An 18,225-nucleotide genomic window follows, 5' to 3' on the forward strand; every position below is an offset into this window, starting at 1 on the left:
ACCACTCCGGAATTCGGCGAAGGCGGCCGGTATGCCGCTGATCACCGAACCGCACCAGTTCAACGTCGGTGACCTCTACGTCGATCTGCTCGGGATCGTCGGGGAGCCGCTCTACCTCAAGTGCGAGGGATTCAACTTCGCCGGTTCGATCAAATTGAAGGCGGCCGCGGAAATGGTGGCCGCCGCCGAGCGGTCGGGCGCGCTGCGGCCGGATTCGGTGCTGGTGGAATCGTCGTCCGGGAATCTCGGGGTGGCGCTGAGCATGATCCTGGCGGCGAAGGGCCGCCGGTTCGAGTGCGTGACCGACATCCGGTGCAACCCGGCCGCGGTGCGGTTGATGGAGAGCTACGGCGCGACGGTCCACCTGATCACCGAGCCCGGGGCCGACGGCGGTTTCCTGACCGCGCGGCTGGACCACGTGCGGGCCCTGTGCACCCGCGACGACCGGTACGTCTGGCTGAACCAGTACGCCAACCCGGACAACTGGGGCGCGCACTACCGCACCACCGGACCCGAGATCCTCAAGCAGTTCCCCGACGTGGAGGTGCTCTTCGTCGGCGCGGGCACCACCGGCACGCTGATGGGCTGTGCCCGCTACATCCGGGACGAGCAGTTGCCGGTCACCGTGGTCGCGGTGGACGCGGTCGGCTCGGTGACCTTCGGCCTGCCGCCCTCGCGGCGGCTGATCCCCGGGCTGGGCACCAGCACCCCGCCGGCCATCTTCGACGCCACCTTCGCCGACGACGTGGTGCACGTGAGCGAACCGGACTCGATCGCGATGTGCCGCAAGCTGGCCGGGCACGGCTTCCTGTTCGGCGGGTCCACCGGGACCGTGCTGGCCGGGGCGCTGGACTGGCTCTCGCGCAACCGGATGTCCGGTACCGGCGTGCTGATCGCGCCGGACCTGGGTGAGCGCTACCTCGACTCGATCTACGACGACGGGTGGTTCAGCAGCAACTACGAGACGGAAGGGGCGCACAGATGAGCGACAGCGCTGAGATCGCCGAGCGCAAGGCCGTGATCAAGGAACTGGCCTGCGAGGCCTTCGAGATCGAACCCGAGGAGCTCACCGAGCACACGCTGTTCGACGAGGACCTCGGCATCGACTCGCTGAGCGCGATCGATCTGCTCGCCGCGCTGGAGAAGCGCTTCGGCGTGGAGATCGACCAGGTGGACCTGACCCAGCTGACCAGCCTGGCCACGGTCTACGAGTTCATCGCCGGGGAACTGGGCTGGTCCGGCGGGGTCGCCGCCGGGCAGCCGGTCTCCGGCGCGGTGAGCGGGGTCTGATGCCCGCCGAGCCGGCCCGGGTGGTGATCACCGGAATGGGGGCCGTGTCCAGCATCGGCGTGGGAGTGCCCGAGTTCGCCGCCGGGTTGCGGGCCGGTCGCCACGGTGCCGGCCCGGCGACCGCCTTCGACCCCACCGGCTTCCCGTCGGAACTGGTCTGCGAGGTCAAGGACTTCCACGAGCAGGAGTGGCTCTCCGGCGACCTCGGCGGGATGAGCCGGACCAGCCGGTTCGCCACGGCCGCCACCGCGATGGCGCTGACCGGCGCCGGGCTCGGGCCCGAGGACCTGCGGCCCCGGCGGGGCATGGTCGTGGTCGGCACCACCGACGGGCAGTCGCAGGACATCGACGACCTGGTGGCCACCACGGTCGGTGCCGGGCCCGAGCACCTGGACCCGGTGCTGACCGGCCGCCTCTCCGCGCAGCGGCTGGCGCTCGACGTGGCCGCCCACTTCGGACTGTCCGATGTAGACGCCTACACCCTGGGCACGGCCTGCTCGGCGGGCAACTACGCGATCGGCGACGCCTTCGACGCGGTGCGCTCCGGCGCGGCCGACTACGCGCTCGCCGGTGGCGCCGACGTGGTCAGCCGCCGCAACTTCGCCAGCTTCCACCGGCTGGGCCTGGTCGCGCCGGACGCCTGCCGCCCGTTCGACGTCGGCCGCGCGGGCATTCTCAACGGTGAGGGCGCGGGCATCCTGCTGCTGGAAACGCTCGACTCGGCACTGGCCCGCGGCGCCACCGTGCACGCGGAGGTGCTGGGCTACGGGCTCAACTGCGACGGCGGCCACCCGGTGGCGCCCGACCAGGACAGCGTGGCGCGGTGCATGCGGCTGGCGCTGGACGACGCGCGCGTCAAGCCCGACGAGGTCGACCTGATCTCCGCGCACGGCACCGGCACCAAGCTCAACGACGTCACCGAGTGCGAAGCGATCCGCGACGTCTACGGCGAGCGGCCGCCTCGCACCGTCTCGCTCAAGTCGATGCTGGGCCACACGATGGGCGCGTCCGCCGCGCTCGCCGCGATCGCCGCGACGGTGGCGCTGGAGCAGGGCTTCGTGCCGCCGACGATCAACCACCGCGAGACCGATCCGGCCTGCGGCGTGGACTGCGTGCCGAACCGGGCGGTCGAGGCCGACCTGCGGGTGGTGCAGAGCAACGGGCTGGCCTTCGGTGGCAACAACGCCGTGGTGCTGCTCGGCAAGTACGAGAGGACTCCGGTATGAGCACGGGCGTTCCGGTGATCACCGCGTGGTCGGCGGTGTCCCCGTTCGGCGCGGGGAAAGAGGCCTTCGCCGACGGGGTGCGCTCGGGCAGGCAGACCTCGGCGCCGCTCGGGGACGAGTGGGCGGTGCCGGACCCCGGTGCCTGCCTGGTACCGGACTACGACCCCCAGGAGCTGGTCGGCGGCAAGGTCGGCCGGTCCACCGACCGCGCGACGGTGTTCGCGCTGGCCACCGTCGGGCGGCTGGCGGGCACCGGGCCCGGCGACCGGACCGGGTTGGTGCTCGGGACCACCGCGGGCAGCCTGCGCTCCACCATGACCATCACCCGCGACTCGTTCCTCAGCCGGCGGCCGCACCAGGTGGACACGAAGGTGCTGCCCGCCGCGGTGATGAACTACGCGGCCGGCCAGTGCGCCATCCGGTACGGGCTGACCGGGCCGAACACCACGCTCGCCGGTGGGCCCGGGGCGGGGTTGTTCGCGCTGGCCTACGCGCACCGGCTGCTCGGCGCCGGGCGCGCGGACCGCGTGCTCGCCGGTGCGGTGGAGGAGTACTCGGCCGAGCGCGCCTGGGCCAACCACCACAACGGCGGCGGTGTCCTCGGCGAGGGCGGGGTGTTCTTCGCCGTGGAGTCCGATGTGGACGGACTGGCCGAGGTCCTCGCGGTGCACAGCCGGGTGGTGCTCGACGACGAACCGGAAGCCCTGCGAGCCACCGCTTCGGCGTTGCTGGCGCGGGCGGAGGTGACCCCGGAGCAGATCTGGGCGGCCGTGCCCGCCACCGGGTCCGGCGCCGAGCGCGCGGTGACCGCCGCGATGTTCGGCGAGCACAAGCTCGGCCGCGTCCCCGGCACCGGCGCGCTCGGGGACACCGGTGCCGCCGGTGCGGCCTTCGCGGTGGCGTCGGCGCTCTGCGCGCCCGGTCCGGCCGGGCGCCTCGTACTCGTGCTGTCCGGCGATCCGGCCGGCAGCGTGGCGGGAATCCTGTTGCGAGTGGAAGGAAGTTCATGACTGCAGGGGTGGCCCTGGTCAGCGGTGGTGCCAGGGGGATCGGCCGGGCGTGCGTGCGGCAGCTGGCCCAGGACGGCTACGACGTGAGTTTCTGCTACCGCGCCGACGAGCGCGCGGCCACGGAACTCGAGAAGGAGCTCGGTGAGGAAGGCACGCGCGTGCTGGCGGTGCGTGCCGACGTCACCGACGGCACCGCCGTCCGCGAGTGGGTCTCGCGCACCGAACGGGAACTCGGCCCGGTCACCACCGCGGTCACCGCGGCGGGCATCACCGCCGACACCCCGCTGGCCACCATGCCCGACGACAAGTGGGCCAGCGTGCTGCGCACGAACCTGGACGGGGTCTTCACCGTCTGCCGCGCGGTGGCCTACCCGATGATGAAGCGCCGGGCCGGCTCGATCACCACGCTGTCCTCGGTCAGCGGGATCTACGGCAACGCCGGGCAGACCAACTACGCCGCCTCGAAGGCCGGGATCATCGGCTTCACCAAGTCGCTGGCCAGGGAGGTCGGCCGGTTCGGCGTGCGGGCCAACGTGGTCGCCCCCGGCCTGATCGACACCGACATGACCGACGCCATGCCGGAGAAGGCCCGCACCACCCTGATCGACTCGATCGCGCTGCGCCGGGCCGGCAGCCCGGAGGAGGTCGCCGAGCTGGTCGGGTTCCTCAGTTCCGAGCAGGCGGGCTACATCACCGGCTCGGTGCTGGAAATCCACGGCGGCTACGGCGGCTGAGCGCACCGGAAGGAGCTAGGCATGGGCAACGGGGCACCGGCCGGCCGATCGGGCCGGGTGGTGGTGACCGGGATCGGGGTGATCTCGGGCATCGGCATCGGGCGCGCGGCCTTCCTGGACGGCTTGCTGGCCGGGCGCGGCAGCGCCGCCCCGGTCACCGCCTTCGACGTGACCGGGTTCGACTACGGCAAGGTCTGCGAGGTGCCCGCGTTCGCCTTCGACGAGGAGCGGCCGCACTACGGCCGGGCGACGCAGATGATCGCCGCCGCCGCGCTGATGGCGGTGGAGGACGCCGGGATGGCACCCGCCCGGCTGCGGGCCTCGCGCGGACTGGTCGCCGTCGGCACCACCGAGGGCGAAGCCCGCGACGTCGACGAGATGACCACCACCGAGGTGAACAAGGGGCTCGCCGACATCGATCCGGTGCTGGCGCGCCGGGCACGCCTGGGGCGCATGCCGGTTTCGGTGGCCGACGACCTCGGCCTCGACGACGTGGAGCTGGTGACCCTGCCCGACGTCTGCGCGGCGGGCAACTACGCGATCGGGTACGGCCTGGACGCGCTGCGCGCCGGCGAGGTGTCCTACGCGCTGGTCGGTGGCGCGGATTCCCCGTGCCGCAAGTCCTTCGCCGCCTTCTACCGGCTGGGCGCGCTGGCCCGAGACGAATGCCGCCCGTTCGACGCCGACCGCACCGGCGTGGTGCTCGGTGAGGGTGCGGCGATGTTGCTGCTGGAACCGCTGGAGGCGGCGGAGGCGCGGGGCGCGGTCATCCACGCCGAGGTGCTCGACTACCACTTCAACTGCGACGCCGGGCACCCCACGCGGCCGTCGGGGGAGCGGGTGGCCGAATGCCTGCGGGGCGCGCTGGACAACGCGGGCGTCACCCCGGCCGAGGTCGACCTGCTGATCGCGCACGGGACCGCGACCAAGGCCAACGACCCGATGGAGGCCGCCGCGTTCACCGAGGTGTTCGGGGAGGTGCCGGTGCCGCCGGTGTCCGCGATCAAGTCGATGATCGGGCACACCATGGGCGGGGCCGCCGCGCACTCCAGCATCGCCGCGATCCTGGGGCTGGAGCACGGTTTCCTGCCGCCGACGATCAACCACACCACCACCGATCCGGAGTGCCCGGTGGACTGCGTGCCGAACCAGGCGAGGCGGGCGGAACCGAAGATCGCGCTGGTCAACTCGCTCGGGTTCGGCGGGCTCAACGCGGCCGTGGTGCTCAAGCGGTACGAAAGGAGCGCGTCGTGATCATCTCGGCCATGTCGGTGATCTCCCCGTACGGCCTCGGCTCAACCGCTTTCACCGACGGCATCAGGGAAAGCCGGTCCGCACTGTCCGGAGTGGACTCCGAGCAGGAGGTGCCGTACACCGAGGCGGGCGTGGTCGACGGTGCCGCGGTGAGCGAACTGCTGATCTCCGACTGCGAGATCAACACCCGGGCGCAACGCGGTCTCGGGCGGCCCGGCGGGCTCGCGGTCGGCACGCTCGCGCTGCTGCTGCGCGAGCACCCGCTCGCCGAATACGGGCCCGCCGAGCGCGCGCTGGTGCTCGGCGGCGACCTGACCACCACCGACCGCGCGATGGACCTGATGTACGACTCGCTCACCGAAGCGCTGCCGTACCACGTCAACGGCAGGCAACTGCCGAGCACCGCGATGAACTTCCCGACCACGCAGTGCGCGGTGAAGTTCGGCTTCCAGGGCCCGAACTCGACGATCACCTCCGGCCGGGTCACCGGGCTCTCGGTGCTGAACTACGCCCGGCGGCTGCACCGCGCCGGCCGGGCCCCGATGGTGGTGGCCGGTGCGGTGGAGGACCTCAACCAGCGCCGGTCGTGGATCACCTGGCACGGGCTCGACGGGCAGGAAGCGCGCCCGCTCGGGGAGGGCAGCTGCCTCTTCCTGACCGAGACCGCGGAATCGGCGGCCGCGCACGGCCGCACCCCGATCGCCGAGGTGCTGGCACTGGAGTTCGGCACCGCGCTCGATCCCGCCGACACCAGGGCCGCGCTGACCACGCGCATCCGGCGGGCGATGGTGAGCGCGGGACTGGCACCCGGCGGGATCGACACCGCCGTGCTGTCCGGAGTGGACGGTGACGTCGAGCACGCGGCGGTGGCCGGGGTGCTCGGCGAGAACGCGCGCGTGCTCTTCCCGGCCCGGCTGATCGGCGACACCGCGGGCGCGTCGGCCGCCTTCCAGGTGGCCACCGCGGTGTCCGACCCCTCGACCGAATACGCCCTGATCACCGCGGTGGACCCGGACGGCCAGGTCGGCTGCGGGGTCCTGCGCGTCCTGGACACCCCCGAGCAAGGAGCCTGAAAGTGCCCAACGTCCCGTCCTTCGCCGTCATCTCCGGCGCGCAGGTGCTCGACGCACTGCACGGTCAGGAGAAGCACGTCATCGACCTGGTCGAGGCGGCCTACCGCACGCACGCGGCCGGGCACACGGTCAACCCGCCGTCGTACTTCCTGCGCTTCCCGGACCGGCCGTCCTCGCGGATCATCGCGCTGCCCGCGTCCATCGGGGACGACGTGAACGTGGACGGCATGAAGTGGATCTCCAGCTTCCCCGGCAACGTGGAGAACGGCCTGCCGCGGGCGTCGGCGGTGCTCATCCTCAACGACCACGACACCGGATACCCGTTCGCCTGCCTGGAAAGCTCGGTGATCAGCGCGACCCGCACGGCGGCCTCGGCGGCACTGGCCGCGGACCGGCTCGGCCGTGACCGCGGCCGCCCGAAGCGGGTCGGCTTCATCGGTGTCGGCCTGATCGCCCGGTACCTGCACACCTATCTCGCCTCCCTGGGCTGGACCTTCGACGAGACCGGCGTGTTCGACCTTTCCGCCGAGCACGCGGCCGGGTTCGTCGCCGGGGTGGACGGCCGGGCGCGGGTGCACGACAGCGCGGAGTCGCTGATCCGGAACTCGGACCTGGTCGTGTTCGCCACCGTCGCGGGCACGCCGCACGTGCACGACCCGGACTGGTTCTCGCACAACCCGCTGGTGCTGCACGTCTCGCTGCGCGACCTGTCGCCGGAGATCATCCTGAACTCGGTGAACGTGGTCGACGACGTGGAGCACTGCCTCAAGGCCGACACCTCGCCGCACCTGGCCGAGCAGGCCACCGGCAACCGCGACTTCCTCGACGGCACGCTGAACGACGTGCTGACCGGCGCGCTCACCGTGCCCGCCGACCGCCCGGTGGTGTTCTCGCCGTTCGGGCTGGGCGTGCTCGACCTCGCGGTCGGCAAGTTCGTCTACGACACGGTGACCGCGAGCGGTGAGCTCACCGAGATCCCGGACTTCTTCGCCGAGCTGAAGCGCTACGAGCGGGCGCGGTAACCGGGCGGCCCCGCCTCGATGCGCCGCAGGACCGCGTCGAGGCGGTGCAGGTCCTCGCTCTCCTGGAGCTGCCGTTCGTCCCACCAGGTCGCACCGGCTTCGGCGAGCGGGGCGATGAGGTCCGCCGACTCGGCGGGGTCACCCGGGCTGACCCCGCCGACCACCACTTCGAACGGCGATGCCTGCGTGCCGCGGTGTTCGCGCACGTAGTCGACCACGTCGCGAACCTCGTCGACGGCGGGCGGATGGCCGTGCGAGGCGGTCTTGAACAACGGGACCACCCCGTCCCACGCCGCCGCGCGGCGCATCGGCCTGCGGTTCGGCCAGACCCCGGCGATCCACACCGGCGGGCGCGGCTGCTGCACGGTCGCGGGCAGCAGTTCGACGTCCCGCACCCGGTAGTGGGGTCCGTCGTGGTCCACCCGCTGTCCCGACCAGTAGCGGCTGAGCAGGCCGAGTCCCTCGTCGAGCCGTTCGGCGAGCACCTTCGCGTCCACCACGTCACCGAAGCTGCCGAACTCGTCGCCGATCGGGCCGCCGACCCCGGCGCTGAAGATCACCCGGCCCCCGCTGAGCGCGTCGAGCGTGGCCACCTGGCGGGCGAGCTGCTCGGGACGGCGCCGCGCCACCGGGGTGACCAGCGTGCCGAGCCGGAGCCGGGAGGTGGCCAGCGCGGCGGCGGTCAGCAGCATCCACGGATCACCGAACGGCTGGCCGCGCCGCGCGGTCTTGTCGTGGACGACGTGGTCCCAGACGAACAGGGCGTCCCACCCGGCGTTCTCGGCGGCCACGGCCGCCTTCGCGACCGTCCTGGCGTCGGCGAAGTCGCCGAAGTTCGGGATGTTGATCGAGTAGCGCACGGGAGCATACTCGGGGACCCGCCACGCCGGGAGCAACCGGTTTTCCCGGGAATGAGCGAACCGCGAATTCGACGGAGAATCACTCATTGGGGTCGTGTGCGTGCCGTCGAATCATTTTCACCACCCGTGACCACCGGGGCTGAGCTGCGTGAACGCCCCCGGAAATTGCGGCCGAGGTAAGGCTTGCCTCAATGCTTCCCCGGTTGCGGGCGGGGTTTCGCGGTGGCACCGTTTTCGGTACTGACGCATTCCCACCACTCACCTTTGCGAGGTGCGGCTGATGACCACCACCGAAATGCCCGCCGTGCGCGAGTGCACGGTCACCGGGTGCTCCTACAACCACGACGGGTGTCACGCCTACGCGATCACCGTCGGCGGCAGCAACGGCGCCGCCGACTGCGACACCTTCGTCTCGCTGAACACCAAGGGCGGCCTGGACAAGGTCGTCGCGCAGGTCGGCGCGTGCTCGCGCGCGGACTGCGTGCACAACTCCGGGCTGGAGTGCACCGCCTCGGGCGTGCGGGTCGGCCCCGGCACCGGCGACCACGCGGCGAACTGCCTGACCTACACCACCTGAGCCCGCCCGCGACGGCCCCGGTCACCCGCTGACCGGGGCCGTTTCGCGTTCAGGGCAGGAAGATCGGCCGTCCGGTGAAGTGGTCGACCACGTGGTGGGCCGACCTGGCCTGCTCGCGGTGGATCCGGCACAGCCCTTCCTCGTCGGCCACGAGGTCGCACTGCTTGCCGCCGACCCACGCGCGAGCGCGGCAGAGGACCCTGGCCACTTCCTCCGGCGGGGTGCGGGGCGGTGGGGTGGGGGACTGCCGCACGCGGGCTCTCAACCGGTCCAGTTCCCGCTGGTGATCCCACGTGCGCGGAACCGTCCGGGCGATGAGCTGTTCGCGGACGGGTCGCGGCGGCGCCGCGGGCCGGGCCGGTGGCAGGGTGAAGACCGGGGTGCCGTCCTGCTGCTTCAGCCCGATCTCGTCCACCAGTTCCTCGGTGGGGTGCCGGGTGCCGACGGTCAGCCGGGTGGTCGCGTTCTCCGCCAGCCACAGGTCCGCCCAGCCGAGCCCGCGCAGCGCCGGCTTGTCGCCGCGGTGCCGCGGCAGGTCGAGCACCAGCGCGGTGACCAGGTAGTGCCCGCGCACCAGGGTCAGGTGCGCGGTGTCGCCGAGCACCATCGGCACCGTGGTGCCGGTGGTGGAGTCGCCGAACTTCTGCACGGTGAGGATCGCCGGGGTGCGGTGGCCGGACTGCCGGTGGTACCGCGGGGTGATGTCGACGTCGCTGCTGGCCTGCGCGCCGGGCGCGGTGAGGTCGTGGCGCCGGACCGCTGCAACGGGCACCGCGGCGGGCTCGGCCGGGCGGTCGCCGAAGTTTTCGATCGCCGCGTCCATCACGCGTTCCACGCCGCGAGCCACGATGAGCTGGCCCAGCCAGACGAGGGCGCCGACGAGCACGGGTTCCACCACGGGCCACCTCCTGGACCGGATGGCCGAGTCTACGTCCGGCGAACGCGCGGCAGGACCGGTTTGCCGCCCGGTGGCAGTGGTTCCTACCGGCCATGTTCGGCCGTTGTTCGGCTGTTCGTCACGACCGCGACAGCGCACGGGTGAACGCTCGCGGCGAACCCGATCTTGGAGGTCCCCGTGCCCGAACACGCTCCGCGCCACTTCGCCCGCCGTTCCCTGCTGCGGGCCGCGGCGGGCGCCCCCGTCGCCGTCGCCGCTTCTTCGGCGCTGTGGCCCGGTTTCGCCGCCGCGCAGGCGGTGGAACCGGCCGGGCCGGTCGACCCGAAGGACCCGCGGTTCACCCTCGCCGTGCTGCCGGACACGCAGTACCTGTTCGACCAGGGCGGCTCCGATCCGGAGCCGGTGCGGGAAACGCTGGTGCACCTGCTGCGCCGTCGCCGTGAGGACAACATCGTGTTCCTGGCGCACCTCGGCGACGTCACCGAACACGGCACCGACGCGGAGATGCGCACCGCCGACGAGGTCTTCCGCACCATCGACGGCAGGCTGCCTTACAGCGTGCTGGCCGGGAACCACGACGTGCCGGGCAACAGCGACGACCAGCGCGGCGCCACCCCGTACCTGCGCACGTTCGGCCCGGACCGGTTCCGGCGGATGCCCACCTACGGCGGTTCCTCCCCGGACGGGTACCACAGCTACCACCGGCTCACCGGCGGCGGCAGGCAGTGGCTGCTGCTCGCACTCGACTGGCGCAGCTCCGACCGCGGCATCGCCTGGGCGCAGGGCGTGCTGGACCAGCACCCCGAACTGCCCGCGATCCTGACCACGCACGAGATCGCCACCCCGGCCGAGGACGGGCACGCGTCCCTCTCCGGCTACGGCGATCTGCTGTGGAACCGGCTGATCCGCGGCAACGACCAGATCTTCCTCACCCTCAACGGTCACTACTGGCCGTGCGGCCGCACCACGCTGACCAACGACGCGGGCAACCCGGTCCACGTCCACCTGACCAACTACCAGGACCGCTACTACGGCGGCGCCGGCATGCTGCGGTACTACCGGTTCGACCTGGCGCGCGGGGTCATCGACGTGGAGACCTTCTCGCCGTGGGCACTCGCGCGGCGGGCCGGCGACCGCACGCCGCTGCAGGCCGAGCACGTCGAACTGAGCGGGGACGTCGAGCGGTTCACCGTGGAGATCGACTTCGACCGGCGGTTCGCCGCGTTCGCGCCGCCGGTGGTTCCGCCGCCGCGCCCGCCGGCCGCGGTGCTGGTGCCGGGCACGGTGGCCTACTGGCGGTTCGACGCGGCGGGCAGCACCCCCGGGCCGGACGGCACACCGGTGGCCCCCGGCACGGTCGCCCGCGACCTGACCGGCCAGGGCAACGACCTGCGCGCGGAACTCCTGCACGGCAGCGCGCCCGAGGTGCTCACCTGGTCGGCCGAGCACCACTCCGAGCAGCCCGCGCACGCCAGCCTCCGGTTCGACGGCGGCAAGGGCCCGGATCGCGGCGCCGTGCTGCGCACCGGGCCGTCCGCGCCGATCAACGGCATGGCCTTCCTCGACGGCTACACCATCGAAACCTTCCTCAAGCTGCCCGAGCCGTTCACCGGGGACCACGCCTTCATGGGCATCCTCAGCTGGGAGGGCCGCGCCGGGGACGCGGGCAAGACCAGCGGCTGGTCCCCGGAGGAACCCACGTGCAGCCTGAACCTGTCCGGGGAGCGGTTCCTCCAGTTCGTGGTCTACCCCAAGCACACCGACGCCGACCCGACCTCGTGGAGCCATGCCCTGCCGACCGGCCGCTGGACCCACGTCGCCGTGGTCAACGACGGCCGCCGCACCATCGTCTACGTCGACGGCTCACCGATCGCGCGCAACCCGGCCGAGGATTCGCGCGGTATCGCCACCCTCGGCAAGCCGTTCGTCATCGGCGCCACGCAGTTCGCGCTGAAGTACGGACACGGTTTCTACGGCTGGGTCGGCGACACCCGCGTGGTGGCCAGGGCGTTGCGGCCGGAGCAGTTCCTCCGGGCCTGATCACGAGCCGGGCAGGCCCAGCTGCTCGCGGATCAGCGCGTCGATCCGGGCCCACGCGGCGGAGGAGGCGTTGATCGCGGACTGGATCAGCGCCGGGATCGCCGAACCGGGGTCCTGGCCGGGCAGGTCACCCGTGCCGTAGCGGGCGCGGGTGGCCTGGACGGCGCGGCGGGCGAGCTGGTCGATGCGGGGGTCGTGCGGGTCGAGGTCGTGCGCGTGGTCGTAGTCGAGGAACATCTCGCGGTGCACCGGATCGGCGAGGAGCTGGGCCTGGTCGTGGAACAACGCGGGCGCGGTGTCCGGGTGCGTGGCGTAGACCAGGATCCACAGATCCGCCTGCAGCGCGACCCACCGCTCGCTGAACCCGAGCCGCGGCAGCTGCTGGAGGTGGGTCCGGACCTCGGCCGGGATCGCCAGCAGGCGGCCGTCGGCGAGTTCGGCGAGGCGTTCCTGGGTGGCCCGCAGCCCGCGGATGCGGCTGGTGAGGTCGGCGTCGATCTGCCGCAGCGCCAGCTGGAACTCCTCCTCGGGCGCGTCGCGGAGTTCGCGGATGCGGGCCAGCGGCACCCCGGACTCGGCCAGGGTGCGGATCTTGATCAGGTCGATCGCGTGCCCGGCGTCGTACCGCCGGTACCCGGAGGCGTCGCGCTCGGGTTCGGGCAGCAGGCCCTTGTCGTGGTAGACGCGGATGGTTTTGGTCGACACGCCGACGTACCGGGCGAGCTGGCCGATGGTGATCACCCGCCCCATCTTCCCCCTTGACCTTGCCCTAGGGGAAAGGTTGGAGCATATCGGCATGGTAAACGCGAACTTCAGCCGGGAAACCCTGCGGGCGCTGGCCGACGAGGGCAACGAGACGGCGATGGACCGCCTCGCCGACCTCGCCGACGAGCGCGGGGACGTCACCGAGCTGAGCGAATTGCTGGACGAGGGCTGCGTGCGCGCGGGGGAGGCGCTGACCCGGCGCGCGGTCGCCGCCGGTGACCTGCTCGAACTGCAGCGGATCTCGGACGCGGGGTACGAGCGGGCGAGCACCGAACTGGAGCGGCTGCTGGACGCCCCCGGCTGATCACTGCCGCGGGTTCTCCAGCGGGACCCCGGATTCCGACAGTTCCGGCGACCGCAGGTCGGCGCTGGAGGCGAGCGGGGCGGCCCCGGCCAGCGGCTCCCCGGCGGGTTCCTTCAGGAACGCCGTGCTGAGCAGGCCGATCACCCCGGCGCCGATCAGGTAGTAGCCGGGCCAGTCGAGGTTGCCGGTGGTCGTGACGGCCACCCCGATCACCGTCGGCGCGGTACCGGCGAACGCCGAGACGAAGATGTTGAAGATGATCGCGAGGCTGCCGTACCGGATGAAGGTGGGGAACAGCGCGGGCAGCGTGGACGGCGTCACCGCGGCGAAGCAGACCAGGGTGAAGCCCATGATCAGCAGCCCGGCGACCTGACCGTACGGCCTGCTCTGCAGCAGCCACACCGACGGCAGCCCGAGCAGCACCAGTGCCAGGCTGCCGGTGAGCAGGATCGGCTTGCGGCCGATCCGGTCGCTGAGCCTGCCCAGGAACACCACCACGCACAGCATCGCCAGCATCACCCCGACCTGCAGCGCGGTGGACACCGACTCGCTGGTGCCGTGGTGGCCGTGGCCGGGCAGGGTGCCGGTGAGATAGGTGGGCACGTAGTTGGTCAGCACGTAGTTGGTGACGTTCCAGGCGATCACCAGCCCGCCCGCGATCAGCGCGGCCGGCCGGTACCGGGTCACCAGGATGTGGCAGGCGCGGCGCAGCGACATCGTCGCCATCGCCGGCGCGCGTTCCATCAGCTGCCGGAACGCCGGGGTCTCCTCCAGCCGCAGGCGCAGGTAGATGCCGACCACGCCGACCGGCAGGGCGAGCATGAACGGGATCCGCCAGCCCCACGAGAGCAGGTCCGCCTCGGGCAGCACGGCGATCAGGATCGCGCAGACCCCGGCGCCGAGCGTGTACCCGACCAGCGTGCCGAATTCGAGCCAGCTGCCGAAGAAACCCCGCCTGCGGTCCGGGGCGTATTCGGCGACCAGGGTCAGCGCGCCGGTGTACTCACCGCCGGCGGAGAACCCCTGGAGCATCCGGATGAACAGGACGAGCAACGGGGCCGCGATGCCGATCGTGCCGTAACTCGGGATCAGGCCGAGCAGCACGGTGGCCACGGCCATCAGCAGCACAGTCGCGGCCAGCACCCTGGTGCGGCCGATGCGGTCGCCGAGCGGGCCGAGGATGAACCCGCCGAGCGGGCGCACGACAAAGGCGGCGGCGAACGTGCCGAGGGTGAACACGGTGGCCCAATCACCCGCCTCCGGAAAGAAAACCCGGTCCAGCGCCACGGCCGCGAGATAGGAGTAAATGCCGAAGTCGTACCATTCGGCGACATTTCCGAGGGTGGCCGCGGTGGTCGCGCGGCGGATCGTGCGTTCGTCCTCGACCACGGTCCCGCGGGGCACGGGCTGCTCTCGCTGCTGCTCATCCACCCTGCTCACCCCGCCTCGTCCGGTGCGAATCCATGATCACCCTTGCTTCATCAGACGACTGATATATCTGTGGAAGGTATTAGATGTGTCACAAGGGGTCAAGGGTGGTTCCCGCGGGTTACGGCAGCGTCAGCCGCTGCAGTCCGGCGCGGATCTCTTCGACGGCCTGGGTGAGCACCCGGGCGATGTCCTGGAAATCGTCGAGGCCGAGGTGTTCTTCGGGAGCGGAGACGGCGAGCGCGCCGGCGATGCGCCCGCCGGGTCCGCGCACCGCCACCGCGACGGAGTTCAGCCCGGTCTCCAGTTCGCCGATGGTGGCGGCCCAGCCGCGATCGCGAACGCGGTTCAGGTCCGCCAGCAACGCGCCGCTGGCGGTGATGGTGTTGGCGGTCAGCCGCTGCCGGGGCCGTTCGAGCGCGATGCTCAGTTCCTCGAAGCCGAGGCTCGCCAGCAGCACCTTGCCGGTCGCGGTGGCGTGCAACGGCATCCGGACGCCGATCCAGTTGCGCTCGGTGCCCGGTTCCTGAACCACCGCCGTGGCGCTGCCGCCTTCGAGCACGCTCAGGCTCACCGTGCCCCGCAGTTCCGCGGCGAGCTTCGCGCAGACCGGCCGTCCCTCCCGGCCGATGTCGAGCTGCGCGGTGGTCGCCCCGGCCAGCCGGACGATGCCGAAGCCGAGCCGGTACTTGCCCCGATTCCCGTCCTGCTCGACGAACCGGAACTTTTCCAACGCCGAGAGCAGCCGGGTGGCCGTCGACTTGTGCACGCCGAGTTCGCGGGCGAGTTCGGTGACGCCGGACGGGCCCCGCTGGGCCAGCAGGGTGAGCATGGAAAGCGCTCGATCCACGGTCTGGGCCGAGGATCTGGGTTCGCCAGCGCTGGTGGTGTCGCCGGTGTTGTACATGTTGCAACTCCGAGCCTGCGAGTGGGGGTTGTCGGTCCGGGAGGGTTGACGCCCGGCGGGAGCGTGCCGGATTCTCCGTTGCGTATAGCACGCCGTGTTCCGCCATATGCAACAGGAGCCACGATGATCTTAGTTGGCGCGGTGTCCGAAATTCCTGTCGGAGAGTCTGTACGCGTGCAGGGCCAGGTCGCAATCGCGGTCTTCAACGTCGACGGGGAGTTTTACGCGATCGACGACACCTGCACCCATCAGGACGCTTCGCTGTCCGATGGCTGGCTGGAGGGATGCGCGGTCGAATGCCCGCTGCACGCGGCGTGTTTCGACCTCCGCACGGGACGGCCGAGCGGGCCGCCGGCACGCAAGGCCGTGCGCACCCATGAGGTGGTTCTGGTCGACGGTCAGGTTTACGTGCACGAAACCATCGGCACCGGCGACACCGTCGAGCGCCCGGCCTACGTGGAAGAGGTCGCCTGATGCGGGCGGTCACCGTCGTCGGCGCTTCGCTGGCGGGTCTGACCGCGGTCCGCGCGCTGCGCGACCAGGGCTACGACGGCCGGATCACCGTGGTGGGTGAAGAGGCCTACGCCCCGTACGACCGGCCGCCGCTGTCGAAGGAGTACCTGGCGGGCACGGTGTCCGAAATCGACCTGGACCTCAAAACGCCCGAGGACACCGCGCTCGACGCCGACTGGCGGCTCGGCCGCACCGCCGCCCGGCTGGACACCGGCGAGCGCGCGGTGGTGCTGGACGACGGCGAGCGGATCGTGTCCGACGGCGTGGTGCTGGCGACCGGCGCCCGCGCCCGCCGCCTGCCGGGGCGCCCCTTCGACGGGGTGCACACGCTGCGCACCCTCGACGACGCCATCGCCCTGCGCAAGGCGCTGGTGCCCGGGACGCGGCTGGTGGTGATCGGCGCCGGGTTCATCGGTTCCGAGATCGCCTCGACCGCGGCGGGCATGGGGGTCGAGACCGACGTGGTCGAGGCCGAGGCCTCGCCGCTGCACAAACCGCTGGGCGTGGAGATGGGCCGGGTGTGCGCCCGGCTGCACGCGACGAAGGGCGTCCGGCTGCACACCGGCGCCGGGCTGGCCGGGCTGATCGGGACCGGGCGGGTGACCGGGGTCCGGCTGACCAACGGCCGGGAACTGCCCGCGGACGTGGTGGTGCTGGGCATCGGCGCGTCCCCGTGCGTGGACTGGCTGATCGGCTCCGGGGTGGAACTGGTCAACGGGGTGCGCACCGACGCGCGGGGCGCGACGAACGTGCCGGGCGTGGTCGCGGTCGGGGACTGCGCCAACTCCGATCGCGACCACGCGGCCGGCCCGGTGCGCTTGGAGCACTGGACCAACGCCGTGCAGCAGCCGATCGCCGCGGTGTCCGCGTTGCTCGGCCGCGACTACACCGCGCCCGCCCACCACCGCCTGCCCTACTTCTGGTCCGATCAGTACGGCCACCGCATCCAGTTCGCCGGGCACCGCACCGAGGACAGCACGGTGGAGGTGCTCGAAGGCGAGGTGGCCGAGTTCGACTTCCTCGCGCTCTACCGCGACGCCGCCGGGACCCCGGTGGCCGTGCTCGCGGTGGACCGCGCCCGTTCCTTCGGGCGCTGGCGCCGCCAGCTGGCCGGTCGTCCGTCCACTTCGAACTGATCCGTTCCCGCCGGAAGCCGCAGAAAGGACCACCGTGAGTTCCGTCGAAGTCCGCGCCCAGCAGCCGGAGCCCGCCACCAGCCTGATCCCCACCCTGCCCGGGGCCCACTACACCGATCCCGCCCTGTTCGCCCGCGAGCAGCAGCGCATCTTCCAGCGGAACTGGTTCGCCGCCGCCCGCAGCAGCGATCTGCCGGAGCCGGGCAAGTTCCGCACGGTCGACGTCGGCGGCGAGAGCGTGCTGATCGTCCGCGGCCGCGACCGCTCGCTGCGGGCCTTCCTCAACGTGTGCCGCCACCGCGGCGCCCGGTTGTGCACGGAGGACGCGGGCGAGGTCCGCCGGTCCCTGCAATGCCCGTACCACGCCTGGACCTACGGCCTCGACGGCAAGCTCATCGCGGCGCCGAACCTGACCTCGATGAACGACGTCAACCGCGACGAGTACGGGCTCATCGGCGTCGCGCTGCGCGAATGGCTCGGCACGGTGTGGGTGTGCCTGGCCGACGAGCCGCCGTCGTTCGCCGACACCGTGCAGGCCGCGGTGACCGGCCGCCTCGGCGAAGGCGACGTGATCGAGAAGTGGGGCATCGACGAACTCGTCGTCGGGCGCCGGATCACCTACGACGTCAAGGCGAACTGGAAGCTGATCGTCGAGAACTTCATGGAGTGCTACCACTGCGCGACGATCCACCCGGAGCTGACCGAGGTGCTCCCGGAGTTCGCCGACGGGTACGCCGCGCAGTACTACGTCGGGCACGGTGCCGAGTTCGGCGAGGAGGTCACCGGCTTCACCATCGACGGGCAGACCGGGTTCGACCGGCTCGCCGGCGTCGACGAGCACCACGACCGGCGGTACTACGCGATCACCGTGAACCCGCAGGTGTTCATCAACCTGGTGCCCGATCACGTGATCTTCCACCGGATGTACCCGATGGCGGTGGACCGCACGATCGTCGAGTGCGACTGGCTCTACCCCCGGTCGGTGATCGACAGCGGGGCCGACCTGAGCCGGTCGGTGGAGCTGTTCCACCGGGTCAACGAGCAGGACTTCGAGGCGTGCGAGCGGTGCCAGCCCGCGATGTCGTCGAAGGCCTACGCCGCGGGCGGGGTGCTGGTGCCCAGCGAGCACCACATCGGCGAGTTCCGCGACTGGGTCGCCGACGCGATCTCCGACTGACCGCCCGAGAA

At 71.7% G+C, this 18,225-nt stretch carries 19 protein-coding genes; 14 read left to right on the forward strand and 5 right to left on the reverse strand.

Annotation, left to right across the window (positions count from 1 at the left end; translation table 11 throughout):
- Positions 1-31: 31 nt before the first annotated feature.
- From sbnA to sbnB, 8 genes are read left to right on the forward strand one after another with little or no spacing between them, the layout of a single operon-like run.
- Positions 32-985, forward strand: coding sequence for a 2,3-diaminopropionate biosynthesis protein SbnA (sbnA, locus tag JYK18_RS32920; protein ID WP_206807302.1), 954 nt, complete (start codon positions 32-34; stop codon positions 983-985).
- Positions 982-1,290 (forward strand): acyl carrier protein, encoded by a 309-nt coding sequence (locus JYK18_RS32925; protein WP_206807303.1) that lies wholly within the window; start codon positions 982-984, stop codon positions 1,288-1,290. Before sbnA ends, JYK18_RS32925 begins: the two co-directional genes overlap by 4 nt.
- The gene (locus tag JYK18_RS32930) at positions 1,290-2,516 is read left to right on the forward strand and encodes a beta-ketoacyl synthase (RefSeq protein WP_206807304.1); all 1,227 of its coding nucleotides are present in this window, start codon (positions 1,290-1,292) and stop codon (positions 2,514-2,516) included. Before JYK18_RS32925 ends, JYK18_RS32930 begins: the two co-directional genes overlap by 1 nt.
- The gene (locus JYK18_RS32935) at positions 2,513-3,526 is read left to right on the forward strand and encodes a beta-ketoacyl synthase N-terminal-like domain-containing protein (protein ID WP_206807305.1); all 1,014 of its coding nucleotides are present in this window, start codon (positions 2,513-2,515) and stop codon (positions 3,524-3,526) included. The genes JYK18_RS32930 and JYK18_RS32935 overlap by 4 nt, the downstream gene beginning before the upstream one ends.
- On the forward strand, positions 3,523-4,260 hold the full coding sequence (gene fabG, locus JYK18_RS32940; protein WP_206807306.1) for a 3-oxoacyl-ACP reductase FabG: 738 nt from the start codon (positions 3,523-3,525) through the stop codon (positions 4,258-4,260). Before JYK18_RS32935 ends, fabG begins: the two co-directional genes overlap by 4 nt.
- A 21-nt stretch (positions 4,261-4,281) precedes the next feature.
- Positions 4,282-5,514: a beta-ketoacyl synthase gene (locus tag JYK18_RS32945; protein WP_206807307.1), complete on the forward strand. Its 1,233-nt coding sequence runs from the start codon at positions 4,282-4,284 to the stop codon at positions 5,512-5,514.
- Positions 5,511-6,587 (forward strand): beta-ketoacyl synthase N-terminal-like domain-containing protein, encoded by a 1,077-nt coding sequence (locus tag JYK18_RS47065; protein ID WP_206807308.1) that lies wholly within the window; start codon positions 5,511-5,513, stop codon positions 6,585-6,587. The genes JYK18_RS32945 and JYK18_RS47065 overlap by 4 nt, the downstream gene beginning before the upstream one ends.
- A 2-nt stretch (positions 6,588-6,589) precedes the next feature.
- Complete coding sequence (gene sbnB / locus JYK18_RS32955) at positions 6,590-7,609, forward strand: 2,3-diaminopropionate biosynthesis protein SbnB (RefSeq protein WP_206807309.1); 1,020 nt, start codon at positions 6,590-6,592, stop codon at positions 7,607-7,609.
- Here sbnB and JYK18_RS32960 read toward each other — a convergent pair.
- Positions 7,591-8,469, reverse strand: a complete 879-nt coding sequence (locus JYK18_RS32960) for an LLM class flavin-dependent oxidoreductase (protein WP_206807310.1) — start codon at positions 8,467-8,469, stop codon at positions 7,591-7,593. The genes sbnB and JYK18_RS32960 overlap by 19 nt on opposite strands.
- Before the next feature lie 280 nt (positions 8,470-8,749).
- Between JYK18_RS32960 and JYK18_RS32965 the strand changes: the two genes are divergently transcribed.
- A complete protein-coding gene (locus tag JYK18_RS32965; RefSeq protein WP_153032740.1) occupies positions 8,750-9,046 on the forward strand; it encodes a DUF1540 domain-containing protein in 297 nt (98 codons plus the stop codon).
- 49 nt (positions 9,047-9,095) lie between these two features.
- Here the strand turns inward: JYK18_RS32965 and JYK18_RS32970 are convergent, their stop codons facing one another.
- Positions 9,096-9,941, reverse strand: coding sequence for a hypothetical protein (locus JYK18_RS32970; protein ID WP_206807311.1), 846 nt, complete (start codon positions 9,939-9,941; stop codon positions 9,096-9,098).
- A gap of 180 nt (positions 9,942-10,121) precedes the next feature.
- Between JYK18_RS32970 and JYK18_RS32975 the strand changes: the two genes are divergently transcribed.
- A complete protein-coding gene (locus JYK18_RS32975) occupies positions 10,122-11,984 on the forward strand; it encodes a LamG-like jellyroll fold domain-containing protein (protein ID WP_206807312.1) in 1,863 nt (620 codons plus the stop codon).
- Here JYK18_RS32975 and JYK18_RS32980 read toward each other — a convergent pair whose 3' ends face one another.
- Entirely contained in the window at positions 11,985-12,734 is a 750-nt protein-coding gene (locus tag JYK18_RS32980; protein WP_242582349.1) for a MerR family transcriptional regulator, read from the reverse strand.
- Between the two features lie 46 nt (positions 12,735-12,780).
- Here JYK18_RS32980 and JYK18_RS32985 point away from each other — a divergent pair, with 46 nt between their 5' ends.
- Positions 12,781-13,053 (forward strand): hypothetical protein, encoded by a 273-nt coding sequence (locus JYK18_RS32985; RefSeq protein WP_206807313.1) that lies wholly within the window; start codon positions 12,781-12,783, stop codon positions 13,051-13,053.
- Here JYK18_RS32985 and JYK18_RS32990 read toward each other — a convergent pair whose 3' ends face one another.
- Together JYK18_RS32990 and JYK18_RS32995 are read right to left on the reverse strand one after the other, a co-directional pair.
- Positions 13,054-14,493, reverse strand: a complete 1,440-nt coding sequence (locus JYK18_RS32990) for an MFS transporter (protein ID WP_374195078.1) — start codon at positions 14,491-14,493, stop codon at positions 13,054-13,056. It lies immediately after the preceding gene.
- A 109-nt stretch (positions 14,494-14,602) separates the two neighbouring features.
- A complete protein-coding gene (locus JYK18_RS32995) occupies positions 14,603-15,388 on the reverse strand; it encodes an IclR family transcriptional regulator (RefSeq protein WP_206807314.1) in 786 nt (261 codons plus the stop codon).
- Positions 15,389-15,511: 123 nt separating this feature from the next.
- Here JYK18_RS32995 and JYK18_RS33000 point away from each other — a divergent pair, with 123 nt between their 5' ends.
- Genes JYK18_RS33000 through JYK18_RS33010 form a run of 3 tightly spaced genes read left to right on the forward strand, consistent with a single transcriptional unit; the run spans position 15,512 to position 18,214 of the window.
- Entirely contained in the window at positions 15,512-15,862 is a 351-nt protein-coding gene (locus tag JYK18_RS33000) for a bifunctional 3-phenylpropionate/cinnamic acid dioxygenase ferredoxin subunit (protein ID WP_206807315.1), read from the forward strand.
- The gene (locus tag JYK18_RS33005) at positions 15,862-17,037 is read left to right on the forward strand and encodes an NAD(P)/FAD-dependent oxidoreductase (protein ID WP_206807316.1); all 1,176 of its coding nucleotides are present in this window, start codon (positions 15,862-15,864) and stop codon (positions 17,035-17,037) included. Before JYK18_RS33000 ends, JYK18_RS33005 begins: the two co-directional genes overlap by 1 nt.
- 34 nt (positions 17,038-17,071) lie before the next feature.
- Positions 17,072-18,214 carry an aromatic ring-hydroxylating dioxygenase subunit alpha gene (locus tag JYK18_RS33010; protein WP_206807317.1) on the forward strand — a complete coding sequence of 381 codons (1,143 nt, stop codon included), beginning with the start codon at positions 17,072-17,074 and terminating at the stop codon, positions 18,212-18,214.
- The last annotated feature ends 11 nt before the right edge of the window (positions 18,215-18,225 follow it).

Source organism: Amycolatopsis sp. 195334CR, from assembly GCF_017309385.1.
Classification (GTDB): domain Bacteria; phylum Actinomycetota; class Actinomycetes; order Mycobacteriales; family Pseudonocardiaceae; genus Amycolatopsis.